We start from the raw sequence: 17556 nt of genomic DNA on the forward strand, positions 1-17556 counted from the left end.
GTAAGCATCTAGCCTCTAAAAACACTAATTTTTATTTTGCAATAGCCTCAAAATGGATACGGCTTAAATTGCAGCATTTACCTATATAAGTTTAGTTTATGTTTAGTAAATTAATATATTTAGTTATAAATCCTTCGCTACCCTCATATAGGGCTATTGTACTATATTAGCAAGCATATGGCAACATTATTTCTAAAAAAATCTAAACTTTGTAAAGTGAAGATATTATTAAAAAGAATCTTGTTTTGACACTTTTCTAATCCCTATCATTCTATACATAAATTACATTATACTATTATACTATATACTCATATAAATTTCTACCAATAATTAACTTAAAAATTCATTAATTACATATTCTATCCCTTATGGTGTAACTCTATGAATATCTCTGGGAAACAAGGTTGCCAGTCTAACATTATCCTGATTCAACAATTTGATTGTAAACCTTTCTAAACCTAAGCCCAAACCTCCATGTGGCGGCATTCCATACTTATGCATCATTAGGTAACTTTCAAAGAGCTCTACTGTCATTTGGCGTTTTTTCATTTTCTCTACCTGTTCATTGTAATCATGAATTCTTTGTCCTCCCGTGGTTATTTCAAGTCCTCTGAATAACAGGTCAAAACTAAGTGTTTCCTCCTGATTATTCCTATCCTCCTTAGCATAAAAAGGTCTCTTTTTACTTGGATAATGGGTGACAAAAACAAAATGTGAACCAGTATTTTTCTCAATTATCTTACTAAGGAGTTTTTCTTCTTCCGGCTCAAAATCATCAAAGTCTTTTATCTCTCTCTTATATTCCTTAGAAATTAATTCTTTTGCTTCCTTAAATTTTATAGAAGGTATTTCAGCAACATCCGGAAGGGCTACCTTTAACAATTCCAATTCATAAGAGTAGGTCTCCTGTAAATAGTCCATTATAAATTGGAGCATCTTTGTCTCCATTTCCATGATATCTTCAAAACTTTCAATATACCCCATCTCAAAATCCACGCTGGTATATTCATTTAAGTGTCTGGAAGTATCATGTTTTTCTGCCCTGAAAACCGGTGCAATCTCAAAAACCCTTTCAAATACTCCAACCATCATTTGCTTATAAAACTGTGGGCTTTGGGCAAGATAAGCTTCTTTGCCAAAGTAATCTAATTTGAAAATATTAGCGCCCCCTTCTGCTCCTGCATATACAATTTTAGGTGTATGGATTTCAGTAAACTTCTGACCTAGCAAAAATGTACGAAAGCCATTACATATTCCTTCTTGCAGCTTAAAAATTGCTCTCTCTTTTTCATTTCTTAATGTGATGGGACGGAAATCCAATAAGTTTTCCATTGAGGTATCCACTATTTTATTATTTATAACAATGGGCAGTTCCTCTTGTGGCATTGATAACACTTTGGCTTCAAGTATTCTTAGTTCCCAGCCTGTTTTTGATCTTTCCTCTTTTACTACATTAGCTGTAACATATACACTGCTTTCTTCCTTTAACAAATTCAAGTCAAACTGGGAGAATTCCTCATTATAAACACACTGTACAATTTTACGTTTTGTACGCAGTAAAACAAAGGCAAAACCACTCATTTTTCTTATTTTATAAATACTCCCATGTATTTTAATCTTCTGCCCGATATAATTCTCTATTTCTTCCGCTTCGATGGTTTTATTTACTATATTTCCTTGTAACATCTTCATATTTACACCCTTTACATATCACATCCGCTTTACACATGTGATACCGCCACATAAGTCAGGTTAAGTTCTTTCATCCTTAAAAGATTTATATCATGGAATTCTTTTATTTGAATTCCTTTAATTTGAATCCCTTTATTGTTCTTCTCTCAAACTTTGAAAGAAATTGCCTTGTGGCAGCCTTTCTATTATTTTTTTCATCTTAATAATTTTTATCTTATAATTTCTCCTATAAAACAGTATGCCACATCCATACAGGCATCGTCTTTATGCCTCATAGCACCACCTCCTTAAAAATAATATATGAAAATTTTCATTCATATAAGTTATATGGAATTTTTTATATAGAAAAAGGGCCACACCAGTAAAAATACTTTACCAATGTGGCCCTTAACTAATATCTAATATCTCCACATAGGCACAACACTTTAAGCGCTTGTACCTATGGTTTCACACAGTTACAAGCGCTGCCTATCGTCGTCCCTATTCATTAGGAATATTTTTAAATCAGACATAACAGCTACCTACCCTTAATTTTTTATAATATTAACATATACTTATTAAAATATCAACTAAGTAATTCCGATATGTCCAATATACATAGCAGTCATGATTATTGTACAGAGAATATCTTTATACTTTACATATTATGAAGAAGGTACCACTCAATGAGTGGTACCCAAATTGTTGCATGTAATATTAAATAAATTTACCTTGTTTATTTTTATGGTTATGAAATATGAAGTAGCTTTTTCTCTGAGATTCCCGGCACAGTCATGTGTATCGGATCCAATATCTTATCAAGATCCTCTTCACCCAGTAAACCTTCGTTTAATACCAATTCCCTTACAGACTGCCCCGTAGTGATTGCTTCTTTGGCTAACTCAGAGGCCTTTTTATAGCCTACATGAGGGCATATTGCTGTTATGATACCTACACTGTTATTCACTAGATGCCTGCAATGTTCTTCATTAGCTGTAATGCCTATTACACAGTTGTCTACAAAGGTTTTTACAGCATAAGATAAAGTATCAATGGATTGGAATAGATTATAGAATATAACGGGTTCAAATGCATTTAGCTCAAGCTGTCCTGCTTCTACTGCCATAGTAATGGTAACATCATTTCCAATAATATTAAAGGCCACCTGGTTCATTACTTCCGGAATTACCGGGTTTACTTTACCTGGCATAATAGAAGAACCATTTTGCTTTGCTGGAAGGTTAATCTCTCCAAAACCGGTTCTTGGTCCCGATGACATTAAACGCAGGTCATTGGATATTTTTGAAAGAGACACTGCACAAGTTTTAATTACTCCTGAAACCACTGCAAAAGAATCCAGATTCTGAGTAGCATCAATTAAATCCTCTCCTTGTGTAAGTTTTACGCCGGAGATTTTGGCCAAATTCGGTACTATCCTTTGTAAATACTGGGTGTCTGCATTAAGGCCAGTACCAATAGCAGTTCCTCCCAGATTCACACTTCTCATTTCATCCATAACTTTATATATTCGTTCTAAATCCCGTTTTACAACTACTGCATAAGCATTAAACTCCTGTCCCAGACGAATAGGAACGGCATCCTGTAACTGCGTTCTGCCCATCTTAATTACCTCATTAAACTCTTCTCCTTTTATAAGAAATGCCTGATATAATCGGAGTAATTGCTTATGTACTTTCTCTAACAAACGTAATGTTGTTATTTTTCCGGCTGTAGGAATTACATCATTGGTTGATTGTCCGCAATTTACATCATCGTTAGGATTTACCAAGGTATAATCTCCTTTATTTCCTCCCAGGATTTCAATTGCTCTATTAGCTATTACTTCATTGGCATTCATATTAATTGAAGTACCGGCACCCCCTTGAATGGGATCAACAATAAAGTATTCATGAAGTTTGCCATTGAGTATTTCATCACAAGCCTGTATGATTGCCACCGTTTTCTTCTTGCCTAATAAGCCTGCTTCACAATTGGTGAAGGCACAGGCCTTTTTTATATATGCTAAACTATTAATTATCTCAGGATGCAGGGATAATCCGGTAATATGAAAGTTCTCGGCTGCTCTTTGGGACTGCACTCCATAATAAGCACTTTGGGGAATATTCTTTGAACCGATTGAATCTGATTCACTGCGATAATTACTAAGAGTGATCTTTGTTTTAATCTCCATAATCCTATACTCCTTTTTATAAAATGCATAATTTATAATTATATGAATATAAAAAACTATCTCTTGTAATTATTATATGAATAGAATATATTATAATCAAATACAAATACTTTTATATTCATTATAATTTCAAAGTTATAGGAGGAGAATCATGTTTGAAGGTAAAGAATATGTTTATGAAGTGTATAAAGAAAAGAGTTTTTCAAAAGCAGCGAAAAATCTATATATATCACAGCCTTCCTTAAGTGCTACAATCAAACGAATTGAAAAGAAAATCGGCTTTCCCATATTTGATAGAAGTATTTCTCCCATCGGCTTAACAGAATACGGACAAAGATATATTCATGCAATAGAATCCATCATGTCTACAGAGCATGATTTTGAAAGATATATTTCAGAGCTGAAAGAATTAAAAATCGGTACACTATCCATTGGCGGAAGTAATTTATTTACTTCCTATGTCCTGCCTCCCCTTCTTTCTGAGTTTACAAAAAAATACCCTTTGATTCAGATAAATATCGTGGAGGATAATACCTCTAATTTAGAATCCCATCTTCTATCCGGTAATTTAGATTTTATTGTAGATAACATTGCTTTAGACGAAACTCTTTTCCAGCAGTATGTTTATCAGGAAGAGCATCTCTTAATAGCGGTTCCAAAAGAATATCCAATAAATGAAAAACTCCTTGATTATCAATTATCTTTGGAACAAATTCTTTCAAAAGATTATCTTGCAGAGTCTGTTCCTATTATTCCTTTGAAGAATTTTAAAGATTATCCGTTTATCTTTCTAAAGCCTAACAACGATACAATGAAAAGAGGTGTAAAACTATGTAAATTACATGGTTTCACACCTAGAGTATTATTTGAACTGGATCAGCAGTCCACTGCTTATAATATTGCCTGTTCCGGTATGGGAATATGTTTTGTAAGCGATACTTTGGTATCCAAATCTTCCTATAGCCATAATGTTGTTTATTACAAGCTTAATGTGGATGTAAGTAAACGTAATATCAGTTTTTACAGTAAAAGGAATAAATATATTACTTATGCTATGGGGGAATTTCTGAAAATAATATCTTAAATATGGTGTTACTTTTAATTCTCACAGCTTCGTTTTATTTATCTCTTAATTTAATATCATTACTTTAAGGGCTGGTATGCATCTATTTTTATCTGGTCAAAGGTACTCATCTGCTTGTACACTGCAAGACTCATATCTAATAATGGGAATAATGTTATAGCACCAGTGCCTTCTCCAAGGCACATATCACAGGTGATATATGGCTGCATACCAATAGCATTCAGAAGAATTTTGCCCCCATTTTCCTTAGATACATGGGATGGCATAATAAAATCATATACCTTAGGCTCTATCCCTATAGCTATTAATGCTGCTGCCAATGTAATAAAGCCATCGATAACTACGGGTATTCTTGCAGCGGCACCACCAATAAATACCCCTGCCAGTCCTGCAATATCATAGCCACCTAACTTAGAAAGTACATCAATCGGATCATCCTTGTGAGGCTTGTTTCTTTCGATTGCCTTTCTGATTACCTCTATTTTTCTTTCTAATCCTGCATTGGATAATCCGGCACCTTTACCGGTGACCATTTCCACCGGCAGATCCAGCAATACTGAAGTAACAGCACTGCTTGTGGTGGTGTTTCCAATGCCCATTTCTCCGGTAGCAATGATATTGTAACCCTTTTCTTTTAACTCAAATACGGTATCTATTCCTACTTCTATGGCTTGAATTGCCTGTTGCCTCGTCATTGCCGGTCCATACAGTATATTATTAGTTCCGTATGCAATTTTTTTATTATTAGGTAATTTTGTATCCCTATTTATTCCCATATCAATTGGGAAAACAGCTGCACCGATTTGTTTTGCCATTATACATGCACAGGAATTCATATCTATGAAATTCTCTGAAACAATGGCGGTAACCTGGCTGCTGGATTGTGTAACTCCTTCTTCAACGACTCCATTATCTGCACACATAATAACAAGTGCTTTTTTATCCAGATCTATTTGTTCCTTACCTGCTATGCCTGCAATTTGTATAATACCATCCTCCAGTTTTCCAAGACTATGTAATGGCTTTGCAATGCTATCCCAACGTTTTTTACATAATGCTATAGCCTCTTTGTCCGGAGGTTCAATTATTTTTAACGCATCTTTATAATTCATTTATAAAACATCCTCCAATGTTACCATTATTTTTAATGTAATAATGGATCAATATAAATCCATACCTTCCACCTTTACTTAAATATATGGCTTCATTATTTAATTTACTTACTCATTGTTTAATTTATAGCTTTCACCTATCATTGGCATATGGTACATAATATTTCTTTCCGGTCCGGGTATTTTCTAAAATTTCAAAATCCACTTCATAGACGTTATTTAAATTCTCTTTTGTGAGAACCTCTTCCGTCTTACCGTTACTGTGGATTTGTCCATTCTTCATCATAATAATCCGATTACAATATGCAGCTGCAATATTAATATCATGTAGTACGGCAATAATTGTTTTTCCTTTCTTTTCATTGAGCTTTTTAAGGGAATCCATAAGCTCTAGCTGATGCTTTATGTCCAAACTTGAAGTTGGTTCATCCAAAATCAGCCATTGCGTATCCTGAGCTATGGCTCTGGCTGTTACAACCCGCTGGGATTCACCACCGCTTAATGTAGCAACACTTTTATCCTGTAATTGATAGCAATCCGTTAACAGCATAGCTTTCTGTACCATATCACTGTCAGTCTCACTTGCATTGGCAAATCTCTTTTGATGAGGTATTCTCCCCATCATTACAATATCATAGGTGCGAAAAGAACTATCTAATACCGTGTTTTGCGGAACCAGTGCTATCTTTTTTGCAAGGTCTCTTCTTTTATAATGCTTAAGATTAATCTCATCCAGTGTGATATTACCGTCCTCTGGTTCTATGAATCTAAGGATATTTTTCACCAGGGAAGTTTTTCCTGAACCATTTGGTCCAATAATGCCATAAATATTTCCTTTTTCAATCAAACAGTTTAAATTATTCAGAACAGGTTTTTCATTTTTGGGAGGATGCCAGGAAAGTGACTCTACAACAATTCCCTTTCCTTCTGTTTTATTTAAATTCTTATTCAATGCAGCATCTCCCTTCTCTTATTGCGTTGCAGCAAATAGATAAAATATGGTGTGCCTAACATTGCAGTAATAACTCCTACAGGTATCTCAGAAGGTGCCACTGCATTACGGGCAATGGTATCGCAAATAATCAAAAAAATTGCTCCCCCTAATCCGGATAAGGGCAATAATACTTTGTGTTTTGATCCACTTATTATACGGATACAATGTGGAATAACAAGTCCCACAAATCCGATAATTCCACTGACCGATACACAGGCTCCAACCTGAAGGGATGCCGCTATAATAAGTATTTTCTTTATCCTGGCTGTATTAATGCCTAAACTTTCTGCCGTATCATTTCCAGTAGTTAGTACATCTAATTCCCGTGAGAATACAGTTATTACACCACAACAAGCAACAGTAAATACTGCCAAAAAAAGCACCTTATCCCAAGTTGCCGCTGAGAAACTGCCCATAGTCCACAAATATACTTTTTCTATCTTATCATGATTGAATGTCATTAATAAGGATATTATAGAGGAAAGCATAGTGCTGACCACAGTCCCTGTTAACAATATATTTACTACAGGAAGTTTATTACCTACACAAGATAACCGGTACACGATAAAAGCAGTTAGGATGGCTCCAATAAATGCAAAGGTTCCAATTACTCCAAGGCCCAGGAAACCAAATCCGATTCCGCTTAACATGGCAATGGTAGCTCCAACTGCTGCTCCTGAAGAAACTCCTAAAATATGTGGATCTGCAAGGGGATTGCGAAACAGTCCCTGAAATGCAGCCCCAACCACTGACAAACCGCAACCTGCAAAACCAGCTAATAAAATTCTCGGCATTCTGATCTGCCATACAATCTTAGGATAATTAGGATTGGCTTCTGTAATCACTGACAAATTAATATATTTTCCCAAATACGGTATCCTGGAAGCGATTATCTTTAGGCTGTCAGTTACAGATAAATCAGCGGAGCCAAAAGAAGCTGAAATAGCAATGCATAAAATTAATATAAATATAAGAACAATTAGTTGCCATAGATTATTTTTATTTCTATGTTTTCCTAACTTTTTTACTTTACTTGTTTTCATATCGTATTCTGCCTCTATATCTTTTTCTTAAATCTGGGTACAACAAAAGGGCTTGGAACAGGATATCTGCCGACTATCCTGTTCAAAACCCGATTATACTATTTAAACGCTTCCGGATGCATAATTTCTGCTAAGGTTCTCAGTCCTTCTGCATTACGGTATCCCTGACGTTCAATTATATTTTTATCTATTCCATATACGCGGCCATTCTTTACAGCCGTTAAATCTTTATAATTCTCTGCTGTTTCAAAGTCTGACTTCATATCTTCCGATATTATGATAATATCCGGATCAGCTTCCACCAAACTTTCTAATGTATAGGACCATCCCGATACAGCCTGGGCGATATTATTACCACCAGCTTCTGTTAGCATCTGGCTTATGAATGTATCTCCTCCTGCTGTATAATCGCCATATTCTCCAAATCCTACAACATAATATACACTTGGTTTATCCAGACCTTTTATTAATGCTTTTGTCTCTTCAATCGACATCTGCATATCTTTAACAGCCGTTGCAGCCGCTTCATTTACATTAAATATGGTGCCCATCGTTTCAATAATAGAATAAGCACCCTCTACATCATTTGCTGCGTATAGAACAATAACCTTAACACCTAAATCAGTTAATTTTTTATTTGATTCTTCACTAAAATGGGTTGATGCAATCACGATATCCGGCTCTAAACTGATAATCTTCTCAATATCAGGATTAGTTAAGGTACCTACTGATTCTACACTAAGTGCCTCTTTTGGAAAGTCGCAATAATCGGTACGCCCAACCAGTTTACTTTCCAATTCAAGCTGATACACGGTTTCTGTAATGTTTGGAGCCATTGAAACAACCTTAATAGGTCCTGAATCAAAAGTTACCTCTGTACCTTCTGAATCAGTAATTGTAACCGGATATTTCGTTGCCTCAGGTAATGATCCCGGTACTTCCGGAACTGGTGTTGTTGTTAATTCTGAACTTTTCTCCTCTGATGTCCCTGCCGGGTTGACATCTGAATTCTTGGAAACATTGTCCGCCTTGCTATTACATGCTACAAGACCAAACACTAAAGTCATACAGCATAATATAGCCAAAATTTTACGCAAATATTTCATTATATTCTCCTTCTGCTCTCTTTTCCCCACCGAAAATGAGCGGTTAAATTATATATGGCAGGTTTCCTGACTTATGGTTATCTTACTTACTGCAGTCTTCTCAGATAAATGCATCTATCTCAATCGAAGCAATACTTCCGGCAGGTGATTGAGTGTTCATACATTTCTCCAATGACTATTACATACAGCTTTCAAACCAATTACAGTAGCGGGGGCTGTTGTGGACTTAAACCACATTCCCTTTTGACTTTTTACAAAGCACCATATACTATTGATACTTTAATATTATATATGTTATACCATTATAATACAAGTTAGAAAAAATTTACGTTTTACATTATTATACTATTTGAGCATAGCCGTTTTTACCTCTTTATGATTTCCCATCCACTGTTTCTCAAAGACTTTTAAGCACAATATGAAAGCCTTGACAAGCAAGGCTTTTTTAGATTCCTGGAATAAAACACCTTATGTTCATAAAAACTTTACAGCGTTATGGGATTTTTCAACCTTGAGGTTTACGTCGTAAAAACTTGTAATCAATTATACAAAAAAGACGTCGGTAAATTATACACAACGTCTAAAATAATAACTAAAGGTTATCAATATTCATCCTAACCATCTTTCTTATTTGATCTTCTCACTTAAATAAGCATATTTTATAATAAGCCTGAACTTAATTATCTATTGAGCCTGTAAGGAAACCCACTCCTATTGAAATTCCTTTTCATGTGTTTTAAAAAAGTCATAATAATCACGTACATTCTCCAGCTCCGTCCAACGCTGAATGGTAACAGGATTTTCATCAAGGTTATAAATTCTTGCTCCTCTCATGGAAAGCAGGAAGGGTGAATGTGTTGATATAATAAATTGACACCCAAAAAACCTGGCTGAATCCTCAATGAAGCTCAGTAATTCCATTTGTCGCTTTGGGGAAAGGCTATTTTCCGGCTCGTCCAATAAATAAAGGCCATTTTCACCGATTTTTTCAGTGAAATAGAGAAATGCACTTTCCCCATTGGAATACTCACGAACATTATCCATTAATTCACCTCGAACATAGCGGGACTGGGTTTTCCGCCTGGAGTTATTTACTTTTTTCAGCCGCTCATAATCTGCTAATGATTTCATCTGAAATTGAGAATATTTCGCATCCAGGTATTCATCAAACAGCTTTTCCCGCTTCAGGTCAATTCCTTCGTTCAGATTACGGATGTTCAGCATATAATCAAATACATCATCACTTGTAATAATTCTGCTGTTGTCTGAAATATCCTCCTCCACATTCATACCGCACATATTCACGTAATCAGAGAAAAAATTGGATTTATTATAAATGGAATCACGGTAAATGCCTGTCTTTTCTGCAATAACATTTAGTGCAGTAGATTTTCCTGAGCCATTCCCTCCATATAATATGGTAACCGTATCAAAATCCAGTCTGTCAAGGTCATGTTTCGATAGTATCTTAAAGGGATAATAGGAATCATAGCAGGTTCTTTGTATATTCATAAAAAAGTTAAATTCTATGTCAGCATTTGGGAAGGTAAAGCTCTTTAAATAAATCATCTAATTCTCCAATCTCACTTTAGATATTAACTAATTATAATTCATAAGGAGTCACCTGATATACATAATAATTCAACCAATTAGTATACATGGCATTGGCATGTGCTCTCCATACCAGGTATGGTTTTTCATCATCATTATCTTCCGGATAATAATTCTTAGGAAGTTCAATGTCCAATCCTTTATCTTTATCCCTTTTATATTCTTTGCCCAGAGTAACACGGTCATATTCCGGATGACCGGTGACAAATATTTGTCTGCCCTCATCTGCCATAGCAATGAATACACCAGCTTCATCAGATTCCGCTAATATTGTTAAGTTTGGATTATTCACAATAGCTTCTCTTGAAACGGTAGTATGTCTGGAATGAGGGGCATAGAATATATCGTCAAACCCTCTCACCAATGGTACTTTTCTATTCAGTACCTTATGTTTAAATACCCCAAACATTTTATTATCCAACGGCAACTTTGGAATACCAAAATGATAATAAAGTCCAGCCTGTGCACCCCAGCATATATGTAAAGTTGAAGTTACATTTTTCTTGGACCATTCCATAATCTTGACTAGCTCATCCCAATAATCAACTTCTTCAAATTCCATCTGCTCAACTGGAGCACCCGTTATAATCAGACCATCGAATTTAATATTCTTTACATCTTCATAGGATAAGTAAAACTTTTCTAAATGACTTGCTGCTGTATTCTTACCTACATAAGAACTGGTAGTTAAAAATGTAATATCAATCTGCAGCGGTGTATTGGATAAACTTCTAAGTAACTGAACTTCTGTGTCTTCTTTTAAAGGCATCAGGTTTAATATTGCAATTCTAAGAGGACGAATATCCTGGGTTAAGGCTCTTGTCTCATCCATTATAAATATATTCTCATCCTCAAGTATTTTTTTTGCCGGCAAATTGCTCTGTACTTTAATCGGCATCTCATCACCATCTTTACTATTATTATGTTTTTTTATTATTCTAGCATGTTTTACAATTCAATACCATAATATCTGCAAATATAATACTTATTGTTTTATTAGATTGGTCTAAAATGAACACTAAACCAAATCTTATATATTTGTTTAAGTTTATCATATAGTAGTGCTTTACACAACAAAAGAGTTATACCGAAGTACAACTCTTTTGGCTTTAACCTATTCTATTTTTATGGAACTTTCATATAGCTGTATTATTTAAACTTACCATTTTCAATATTAAGTTTATTATTATCTATCTTATAGCTTTCTGTTCCTTTTAATTCATAAACTATAACAGGTATTCCTTTGCTAATATTCTCAAACAATTTCTTAGCTACAGCCGGAGGCATGTTAATACATCCGTGGGATCCTTGCTTCATATAAATATCTTTTCCGAAATCTTTTCTCCAGGGTGCATCGTGAAAACCTATATTACCATTAAATGGCATCCAGTAGTCTACTGGTGTTGCATAATTTTCTCCCTTTAAAGTAGCATCGGTTTCCTTATAAGTAATAGAATAAGTACCTGTAGGTGTCCCATAATTCTTGCTTAGATTTCCTGATACAAAATCAGTTTCTAAAATTAACTTTCCTTCCATGTAGAAAAACAAATGTTGTGCTGTTAGATTTACTTCCACATAAGTGTCTCCCACATCATCTTTTCCATATTGCCTGGCAGTCTGAAAATATGCCGGTTCTCTGACTAATTGTTTACCTTCAAGTAATAGCTCTCTTAATTCTGATGTTTCCTTACCTCTATTTAACCACCAGCCATAATCGCCACCACGAACTTCAATTACATCACCGTATGAAGTGGTAAAAGTTCGGGTCTTACCGAATGAATTATATGCCCAACCTATGTAATCTACAAATTCTTTAATCTTTTCTATGTCTAATTTTACCTCGTATTTTTTATTAACTGATAACCATTCGCTGATCTTATTACCATCTAAAACTTCAGTATCTTCCCCAAAATTATATGTTATTTTACTACCTGCTATTTTATTCATTTCATTTAAAGCTGCTATTAATTTTGGGTTTTGAGAAGTAATTTTGGGTTCTTCATAAGCTTTTACTTCTTCAATAGATAAAGATGGTTCTAGTGTTACAAATGCCTTTTTAACTGCTTCATATAATACATCCTTTTTTACCTTTGCACCATGCTCTTCCGGCAATATTTCATAACCATTTTCACCGTATTCTGAAATATGTGCATTTTGGGGTTCTATTATATTTTTATCTGAAAAACACTTTAGTTTATCAAACTTCTTTTGAAGCAATGCATCATCAAACTCAATTAAAGCATTTACTTCTATTTCATGTGCCTTAAAAAAATAAAGGGGCCAATCAAAACCATTTTGTTCTTCCAATGCTGAACTTAAACTACCATCGAAAACGGCATGTAAGTTAATATCATCTCCAAAAATAACATCCTTCACATCATTTCTCCCGTTTATGGGTAATAAATAAGATCTCACTTCTTTATTTATAGCTTTTTCAGCTTGCTCAACGGTCATATTGGAGACTCTTACACCATTGATAATTATTTTATTATAAAAATGTTCTTTATAATAAAAGGAAATAATTAAATATGCAAGAAGTAATAATAATAATAATCCAGTAAATCCAAGGAAGAATAATTTCTTTTTGTAATTTTTTTTGATATTTTTTTTGTTATTTTGTTCTAAAATTTGTTTTACCATTATACACCTATATTTTTCTTTATATTTTATTTATGTCACTTGTACATTATATTAAGTTTAACATAGATATAATATATTTTTTAGACAATTTATTTACAATTTTATTAAATTGTTGTTATATTTCATTAAATTTCTATGTTCTACGCACTATTATCCAATAAATAGCAAAATAAGTAGACTTTTCATCTACATCACAATTGAACTTTTTAAGGAAATGTATAATGTTCTTTATAGATGTTCCATAAAACACCTTTAATAGGATTCACAATGTTTATTATTAATGGACCGAATTAATTTAAATAAACAAAGTAGCAGGTTGTTTATGTAAAAAACCTGCTACTTTGTCTACCATCTTGGTTATACATGCTATAATTAAAATTATTTATATAGATCTATTGTTTGAATTCTTTCGTACAATCTTGTTTGAATTCTTCCGTATAACGATTCCCTTCTTGGACAGTATTTAACGCACACTAAAACCATTTTATGGTGTTAAACTTTTCGTGTCCATACTTATATACTAACATCAACAATTCCTTATAATTTATATGGTTTTAAATCAACACCTATGAAATCATTTTTACAAATTCTTCTTCTGTAATAATGGGAATACCAAGTTCTTTTGCCTTTTTGTTCTTAGAGGAATTAGAAAGGATATCATTATTGATTAAATAATCTGTTTTGGTAGTTACTGATCCTGTAACTTTACCACCATTTTGTTCAATTACTTCTTTGACTTCATTTCTATTTGTAAAATGCTCAACAGAACCGGTAATTACAAATGTTTTACCTGCAAGTGTCAGATTTTCACTGTTTGTTTCTTGTTTTTCAAATAGTATGACTTTTAATAAATCATCGACTATATTCTGATTTCTTTCCTCCCTAAAGAATTCTATAAAGGAATCCGCAATTACGTCTCCTATACCGGGAATAGACATAAGTTCTTCTTTGCTAGCATTTCTGATTTTATCAAAGTCATGATTAAACTCTTTGCTAATAAGTTTTGCATTGGATAAACCAATATTTAATATTCCAAGGCTGTATAAGAATTTGGCCGGAGATACATGGCGGGCTTTTTCAATGGATTTCACCAAGTTTTGATATGACTTTTCACCAAAGCCTTCCATCTTTGTAATAACGTCCTTGTATTTTTCCACGTAAAATAGGTCTGCTAATTCATGTATGAGGCCTTTTGCTATCAATTTTTCAATAGTAGCTTCCGAAAGCCCTTCTATATTCATTGCATCCCGGCTGACAAAGTGAGTTAAGGATTTGATCTTTTTAGCCAGACACTCAGAATTCTCACAATATAAAGCTTTCACATCATTTTCATTATGAATTTTAGTGGGCTCACCACACACAGGACATTTCTCCGGTATATCCATATTTCCGCTTCTGGTTAGATTTTCTGATATTTGGGGAATGATCATGTTGGCTTTGTAAACCTGAATGGTATCTCCCACCCCCAGTTCCAATGACTCCATAATGCTGATATTGTGAATACTAGCTCGGCTGACTGTAGTTCCTTCCAGCTCTACCGGTTCAAATACTGCAATGGGATTGATAAGACCAGTTCTTGAGGCACTCCATTCAATTTCCTTTAAAGTCGTCTCCCGTATCTCATCCATCCATTTAAATGCAATAGAATCTCTTGGGAACTTAGCTGTTCTTCCCAAAGACCTGCCATAATTAATATCATCATAAATCAGAACCAATCCATCTGATGGGAAGTCATTCTTTGTGATCTCCCCCGAGAACCACTCTACAGTTTCTTCAATGTTGCCTTCTGTAACTAATTTACTTTCAACAGTATCAAATCCTAAGTTTGTCAACCATTGTAATTGTCCCTGTCTGGAATTATTAAAATCAATATCTCCGTTAGTATTGACCAGGCCAAATGCAAAGAAATGTACATTTCGCTTGGCAGTAATTTCATTATTAAGCTGGCGGACACTTCCGCTGCATAGATTTCTTGGATTCTTGTATTTGGCATCTACGTCTTCTATTTCCTTATTAATCTTCTCAAAGTCAGAATACTTAATAACCGCTTCTCCTCTTAGAACCAGTTCGCCAGTATAAGATATTGTAATAGGAAGATTTTTAAATACTTTTGCATTGTTGGTAATTACTTCACCAATTTCTCCATTACCTCTGGTTACAGCTTTTTCCAACTTACCATTTTGATATGTTAGAACTACGGTAAGACCATCCAGTTTCCAGGATAATAATCCTTTTTGGTTTCCTAACCAGCTTTTTAATGCTAATACATCTTTGGTCTTATCTAAGGATAGCATGGGTACATCATGCCTGACCTTTGGTAATACGCTAAGAATTTCGTATCCCACCGTTCTGGTTGGGCTATTGGACAAAACTATTCCTGTTTCTTTCTCCAATTCAACCAGTTGATCATAAAGAGCATCATATTCATAATTAGACATTATTTCTTTATCTTCTTGATAATAAGCTTTGCTGGCTAGGTTTAGCTTATTCACTAATTCTTTTATTTGATGTAATTTATCTTCCATGATATTACCTCATTCATATTATTTTACCTTAAGGGACTTCATTGCAACCAAATTATATGGGGCAATAAAATTAATTCCTATTCTATTTTATCTGCCGCTCTTTCTATGGCTTTTTCTATTTTCAAATGTTCTTTTTAGCCCAGTTGCATCCTTCAGGCTATTTCTATTTTTGATTTCAGTTGTGTTTTTCATTTCATATGGCTTTTTATCTTTATGATAACTCTTTATTTTATCTGATTTTTTTGCTTCATATGAATTCTTTTCACGTGAACCATTTCCATGTGAATTTTTCGTTTCATATGAATTCTTTTCACGTGGACTATTTATTCCACGTGAGTTTCTCGATTCATATGAATCCTTCCTTTCACGTGAACTATTTATTCCATGTGAATTTCTCGTTTCATATGAATTCCTCTTTTCAATAGACTTTTTATTATCAGAGGAATCATTGCCATATGAATTTTTTTGTTTACTCCTATCTTCCCATAAGCTTTTGTTTTCACTACGTCGATGGCTTACAAGGGTTTTATTCCTTATATCTCCACCCTTACGGGTATCCTTCTTTACTCTGCTGTATTTAGATTTTTTATCTTTCTGTATTTGACTTCTTTCCAGATATATATCATCATTAGAGTCTTCACCCCAGAAATTTATTAACTCTTCTTTTGACAGAGGCTGATTTACGGAATTACTTAACAATTCTTTTAAGCCCTCTATTTCTTTTTCTGTCACGTTGCGATAATCTCCAATATGAAGATGACCAAGATTGATATTCATAATTCGAATTCTTTTTAAAGTTAATACCTTATAATCAAAATATTCACACATTCTTCTAATCTGTCTGTTTAAGCCTTGAGTTAATATAATATGAAAAGTAAATTTATCTACCCCTTTTAGCTTACAAGGTTTGGTTATTGTATCAAGAATGGGAACGCCTTCCGACATTTCTTTTAAAAATTCTGAGGTTATTGGCTTATTAACTGTAACTATATATTCCTTTTCGTGGTTATTTCCGGCACGTAATATTTTATTTACAATATCTCCGTCGTTAGTTAGTAAAATTAAGCCTTCTGAATCTTTATCCAGTCTTCCAATGGGATAGATTCTTTTTTTATAATTAATATAATCTACAATATTATCTTTTTCGGAACGGTCCGTGGTACAAACAATGCCTCTCGGCTTATTAAAAGCAATAAGAACTAATTGTTCATCCTTGGTTATAATCTTATCTTGAAATGTAACTTTCTGACCTTTACTTACTTTTGTTCCCATAGCAGCAGTTATGCCATCTACCGTTACATGACCTGCAGCTATATGCTCATCTGCTTCTCTCCTTGAACAAATTCCTGCATCACTTAAAAATTTATTTAATCGAACAGGTACTTCTGTTTGATTGATTTCCATTAATTTTTTGGTTCTTTTTGCCATAGATGACTCCCATTCTGTGCTATTCGCTTGTATTTCAATGATTAATAAACATTAATATTTTGTATTATATCAGTACAAAATAAAAAGTACAAGTGTAATCCTATCAATTCAAACAGCTCTAATCTAGATAAAAATTAGGTGTCTTAGCACA

12 protein-coding genes and 1 riboswitch are annotated in these 17556 nt (G+C 33.9%); of the genes, 1 reads left to right on the top strand and 11 read right to left on the bottom strand.

Annotated elements, in window-relative coordinates:
* Positions 1–366 precede the first annotated feature (366 nt).
* Positions 367–1692: an aspartate--tRNA(Asn) ligase gene (gene aspS, locus BM183_RS09135; protein WP_091686307.1), complete on the bottom strand. Its 1326-nt coding sequence runs from the start codon at positions 1690–1692 to the stop codon at positions 367–369.
* A gap of 727 nt (positions 1693–2419) precedes the next feature.
* Positions 2420–3862, bottom strand: coding sequence for an aspartate ammonia-lyase (locus tag BM183_RS09140; RefSeq protein WP_091686308.1), 1443 nt, complete (start codon positions 3860–3862; stop codon positions 2420–2422).
* A 151-nt stretch (positions 3863–4013) separates the two neighbouring features.
* On the opposite strand from BM183_RS09140, the gene BM183_RS09145 reads away from it, so the two are divergent.
* Positions 4014–4946 (top strand): LysR family transcriptional regulator, encoded by a 933-nt coding sequence (locus BM183_RS09145; protein WP_091686309.1) that lies wholly within the window; start codon positions 4014–4016, stop codon positions 4944–4946.
* Between the two features lie 59 nt (positions 4947–5005).
* Here the strand turns inward: BM183_RS09145 and cobT are convergent, their stop codons facing one another.
* The 9 genes from cobT to rluF all read right to left on the bottom strand — a co-directional run bounded on the left by cobT (position 5006) and on the right by rluF (position 17405).
* Complete coding sequence (gene cobT, locus BM183_RS09150) at positions 5006–6058, bottom strand: nicotinate-nucleotide--dimethylbenzimidazole phosphoribosyltransferase (RefSeq protein ID WP_091686311.1); 1053 nt, start codon at positions 6056–6058, stop codon at positions 5006–5008.
* Between the two features lie 133 nt (positions 6059–6191).
* On the bottom strand, positions 6192–7010 hold the full coding sequence (locus tag BM183_RS09155; RefSeq protein WP_242960951.1) for an ABC transporter ATP-binding protein: 819 nt from the start codon (positions 7008–7010) through the stop codon (positions 6192–6194).
* Positions 7007–8095, bottom strand: coding sequence for a FecCD family ABC transporter permease (locus BM183_RS09160; RefSeq protein ID WP_091686312.1), 1089 nt, complete (start codon positions 8093–8095; stop codon positions 7007–7009). The genes BM183_RS09155 and BM183_RS09160 overlap by 4 nt, the downstream gene beginning before the upstream one ends.
* 98 nt (positions 8096–8193) lie before the next feature.
* Positions 8194–9201, bottom strand: coding sequence for an ABC transporter substrate-binding protein (locus tag BM183_RS09165; RefSeq protein ID WP_091686314.1), 1008 nt, complete (start codon positions 9199–9201; stop codon positions 8194–8196).
* A 39-nt stretch (positions 9202–9240) separates the two neighbouring features.
* Positions 9241–9482: riboswitch (cobalamin riboswitch) on the bottom strand.
* 430 nt (positions 9483–9912) lie between these two features.
* A complete protein-coding gene (locus BM183_RS09170) occupies positions 9913–10770 on the bottom strand; it encodes an AAA family ATPase (RefSeq protein ID WP_091686316.1) in 858 nt (285 codons plus the stop codon).
* A gap of 34 nt (positions 10771–10804) precedes the next feature.
* Positions 10805–11710: a homoserine O-acetyltransferase MetA gene (gene metA, locus BM183_RS09175; RefSeq protein ID WP_091686318.1), complete on the bottom strand. Its 906-nt coding sequence runs from the start codon at positions 11708–11710 to the stop codon at positions 10805–10807.
* A gap of 251 nt (positions 11711–11961) precedes the next feature.
* The gene (locus BM183_RS09180) at positions 11962–13266 is read right to left on the bottom strand and encodes a L,D-transpeptidase (protein WP_170847944.1); all 1305 of its coding nucleotides are present in this window, start codon (positions 13264–13266) and stop codon (positions 11962–11964) included.
* A 752-nt stretch (positions 13267–14018) separates the two neighbouring features.
* A complete protein-coding gene (gene ligA, locus BM183_RS09185; RefSeq protein ID WP_091686322.1) occupies positions 14019–15977 on the bottom strand; it encodes an NAD-dependent DNA ligase LigA in 1959 nt (652 codons plus the stop codon).
* Positions 15978–16064: 87 nt separating this feature from the next.
* On the bottom strand, positions 16065–17405 hold the full coding sequence (gene rluF, locus BM183_RS09190) for a 23S rRNA pseudouridine(2604) synthase RluF (RefSeq protein WP_091686324.1): 1341 nt from the start codon (positions 17403–17405) through the stop codon (positions 16065–16067).
* Positions 17406–17556 lie beyond the last annotated feature (151 nt).

The organism is Anaerocolumna aminovalerica, assembly GCF_900115365.1.
GTDB classification, from domain to species: Bacteria; Bacillota; Clostridia; order Lachnospirales; family Lachnospiraceae; genus Anaerocolumna; species Anaerocolumna aminovalerica.